Genomic DNA, 4,068 nt, shown 5'->3' with positions numbered 1-4,068 from the left:
GCGTCAAAGACCTAAAGATATCAATTAGACAAATTGAATTCTCTGTTTTTTTGCGAATCTTTATGCGTATTTGAATAAAATTTATTTTTATATTTACACAATACTAAAACGTTTATTGTATTTTTTATGCGTAAGTAACCTATTATTTTACTTTATCGTCTAGTTTCTAAATCTTACCATGTATGTTCAACCTAAAAAAACTTCGTCAAACTCGCCTAGCTCTTGGCCTCAAACAAAGTTACATTTCACACCTGACAGGCATTCCACAATCTACAATTTCGCGTATAGAGAAAGGTGAACGAAGCCCAACTATCGATGAGGTTAATAAATTGATTAGGGTCTTAAATATTCATCCTGCGGACCTTATTGAATAAAATAGGAAATCATTGTTAATTTTGCCTCTCAACCAAAATATATGCAATGATTAACTACCATAATAAAAAGTTTGCACCCATTAGCAATACCGAAAATGGAGAAACTTCCGCAGAAACTATTTTTTATTACCATCAAGAGGGAAATATATTGACCTCAGAATATGCTGGAGGAAAAATAACCAAAGGGCATTTGATTGGACTGGTCGACGAATCAGGGAAAATCGATATGCGTTATCATCAAGTCAATAATTTGGGTGAGCTGATGACGGGAAAATGTATCTCTACTCCAGAAATATTACCTGATGGACGGATACGATTATACGAGGTTTGGGAATGGACTTCTGGAGACTGCTCCAAAGGTGAGTCAATAATTGAAGAGTTACCATAATCAAGTAATAAATTGCCAAATATAAGATTTGAAGCAGGCTTGTCGTTAGAAACTCAACCAGACTTACCGAATGTTAAAATACCATGCACTTGTGGTGGAATTACGCTTGGTGAAATTGGGGAATTTTGTAAATTGCTTTAAGAAAAATTTACCCAGATTAAATCCTTACCAATCTCATGAAAACGACTACCACATCCATTTATGCCAAGCTCTTATTGTTAGCAATACTTCCAATTTTATTAGATTCTTGCGCACTTTTTCGTAAAAAAGAAGCTACTAAAACCACGACTACCACCAAGAGACCTACAAGTCCGAGCAGACCTGTGGTAATTTCATCAAAAGAAGTCAGGAGGTTAATTGACGCATCAAGGCAGTATTTGGGAGTTCCGTATCGTCCAGGTGGTATTGATTCGAAAGGGATGGATTGTTCGGGGTTGTTGTTTGCCACTTTCAAAGAAATGGGCGTAAATATTCCAAGAAGGGCTGTTCAGCAATCAGGCTATGGAAAAGAAGTGAAAGATTTGGACGAGTTGCGACCGGGTGATTTAGTATTTTTTGTAACCAATAAAGGAAATGTTGCAGAAGTAAATCATTCTGGGATGATTACCGAAATTCGTGGGCCCAAAGAAATCTATTTTATTCATGCATCAACCTCAAAAGGCGTTCGCGAAGATAACCTTATTTCTGCCTATTGGATGGGGTGCTATGCCACCGCCAGAAGACCCTTCTGATTTGAGATTGCGGATGTTGGATTGTAGAATATAAATTAACCCAAAACGTCATCACAAGTTCAAGACTAGGTCTTGGACTTATTTTTTTACAGTTTTAAACTGAAATATAGTATTTCAAATTTTCAAATCCCCAAATTTTCAAATTCAAACAAATCTTCAATTTAAAAATGTCTGCTCCCTTAGAAGTTTGGATGCGAGGACCTATTGATGGTGTCCCTGCTTTATTACAACCCGCAGCCCATGCTGTGTTACAAGTTCAGGAAGAATTACATGAATTGTTGAAAGACTTTTCTGATGATTTACTTTGGGAAAAACCTCATGGTGTAGCATCGGTTGGTTTTCATTTACAACACCTTTCAGGGGTTTTGGATAGATTACAAACCTATGCCGAAGGCAATACTTTATCCCCAGAGCAATTTGATTTATTAAGTCTTGAAAAAGTAGCTCCGCAAGAAAATCAAACAGTTGCTACCTTTCTAGCTCGATTTGATTTACAAGTAGAAAAATATATATCCTATCTCAAACAGCTTTCCGAAGCAGACTTATTACAACCCAGAGGTATCGGTCGCAAACAAATTCCTACGAATATAATAGGTCTGATTTTCCACGCAGCTGAGCATACCACTCGTCATTTTGGTCAATTGTATGTGACTGCCAAACAGTTGGTATAAGCGTAACAGGCAATAGGCGTTAGGCGCTAAGCATTCACTAGTTCAAGACTTAGTCTTGGACTTTTTTTATTACAGTTTGAAACTGTAATCATAATTATGGTTAAATGAAATTGTATAAGTATTTGAAATTCAATTATTTATGATTATCTACGAAAATTTTCGTAGATAAATTTGCAATTACGAATCTTTTCGTAGTATCTTTGTTACGAAATATTTCGTAGTAAACTTTTTTATCATGATAAAGCCAACAGAATCAGAATTAGAAATTTTACAAGTACTATGGGCGCTAGGCCAAGCGACTGTAAGACAAGTGAACGACGAACTCAACAAAAAGCGAGAGATAGGATATACCACCACGCTCAAACTGATGCAAATTATGTTTGAGAAAAAGCTGGTCACACGTACTGAAGAAGGTCGTTATCATTTATATCAAGCAGCAGTTAGCGAAGATGAAACCCAACAACAGCTACTTGATATTTTCGTGGATACTGCTTTCAAAGGTTCAGCGATGAAGCTAGTGATGCAAGCTTTAGGAAATCATCAATCTTCGGCAGAAGAGCTCGACGAAATCAAGAAACTCATTGCACAACTTGAACAAAACAATTAGCCATGCAATACTTTGAATCTCCTTTGTCACCACAAACGATTTATGCCTTGGCATGGACCTTGGTGCATTCGCTATGGCAGCTAAGCCTATTCTTTTTTCTTTATAAATTCATTGGTTCTTTCTTTCGCCAAAATGCTTCTCTGCGTTATTGGACTGGAATTGGTGTATTGTTGGTGCAATTTTTGGTTTCTGGTATCACTTTTTGGAAAAATTATCCTAAGGAGGCTTCTACAAAAGCGATGGCTTTCTCGGTACAAAATTCTTCCATCTCTCATACTCTTTCAACCTCTGAACCTATCAATCAAGCGCCATTAGCTTTGAATTCTGTATGGGAGCAAACGGCTATTTGGCTTAATTTACATCTCGATTGGCTGGTAATGTTGTGGATTCTTGGCATGTCCATTATGACCATAAGACTCATTGGAGGCTATTTTTATGTGCAAAAATTGCGCTGGCAATGTACAAATCTGGTAGAAACCGACACTGAAAACCTCTTTAAACAACTTCTTAATCAATTTGATATTTCTCGAACCGTCGAAATACGTGAATCTCAGTTAATAGAATCACCACTTACGATAGGTTATTTGAAACCATTGGTACTTGTACCGATTGGGCTTCTAACAGGTTTGAGTCAGGGAGAAATTAAAGCGATTTTTGCACATGAATTAGCGCACATCAAGCGCCACGATTATCTTATCAATATTATCCAGTCAATGATCGAGATTCTATTTTTCTATCATCCTTTGGTTTGGGTTATTGGTGAATCTATTCGCCAAGACCGTGAAGACTGTTGCGATGATTGGGCGTTGGAGATTTGTCAAAATAAATTGTATTTGGCAAAAGCCCTGACGTTTGTAGAAACCTTTAGACAACAATCAAAAACATCATTGACTATGGCTTTTTCAGGCAATAAACCTCAATTATTGGGTCGCATCCAACGTATTTTGGGTGTGCAACAAAAAGAAACTACCAACCCAGTGGGTATCATTAGTTCGGTAGTTGTGTTAGCGTTAGCATTTTGCTGTCTCAATTTTACGCAAGTAAAAGCTCAGGCAAGCAAATTATTTAACAAGTCGATACAAACCTTAGCTCAGACTTCTAAAGAAATTCTTTCTTCAGAAAATGAAACGTCTACGAATATCGAAGATAGCAAGCGTATCTCTCCTGCGGTAGAAGAACCAGAAGAAAATAAATTATCTCAACTGTTTACGATTCAGAATGATTATAGTGATCCTGATAGTTTAAAAGTAGCGATGCACGAGCAAGAAATTGAGAAGTTACAAAAGAAAATGGATCC

6 protein-coding genes are annotated in these 4,068 nt (G+C 36.9%); all 6 read left to right on the top strand.

Annotated features, from left to right (window positions below; all coding sequences use genetic code 11):
• Positions 1-182: 182 nt before the first annotated feature.
• Positions 183-374 (top strand): helix-turn-helix domain-containing protein, encoded by a 192-nt coding sequence (locus ACOVQ4_RS18405; RefSeq protein ID WP_421822079.1) that lies wholly within the window; start codon positions 183-185, stop codon positions 372-374.
• Between the two features lie 46 nt (positions 375-420).
• Positions 421-762, top strand: coding sequence for a n-acetylglutamate synthase (locus tag ACOVQ4_RS18400; protein ID WP_421822078.1), 342 nt, complete (start codon positions 421-423; stop codon positions 760-762).
• Positions 763-938: 176 nt separating this feature from the next.
• Entirely contained in the window at positions 939-1,493 is a 555-nt protein-coding gene (locus ACOVQ4_RS18395) for a C40 family peptidase (protein WP_421822077.1), read from the top strand.
• Between the two features lie 167 nt (positions 1,494-1,660).
• Positions 1,661-2,164, top strand: coding sequence for a DinB family protein (locus tag ACOVQ4_RS18390; RefSeq protein WP_421822076.1), 504 nt, complete (start codon positions 1,661-1,663; stop codon positions 2,162-2,164).
• Positions 2,165-2,399: 235 nt separating this feature from the next.
• Complete coding sequence (locus ACOVQ4_RS18385) at positions 2,400-2,771, top strand: BlaI/MecI/CopY family transcriptional regulator (protein WP_095163991.1); 372 nt, start codon at positions 2,400-2,402, stop codon at positions 2,769-2,771.
• A 2-nt stretch (positions 2,772-2,773) separates the two neighbouring features.
• The coding region (locus ACOVQ4_RS18380; RefSeq protein WP_421822075.1) for a M56 family metallopeptidase at positions 2,774-4,068 on the top strand (1,295 nt) is incomplete at its 3' end.

Source organism: Flectobacillus sp., assembly GCF_049240685.1.
Classification (GTDB): Bacteria; Bacteroidota; Bacteroidia; order Cytophagales; family Spirosomataceae; genus Flectobacillus.
This window is presented reverse-complemented; position numbering and strand designations above follow the sequence as displayed.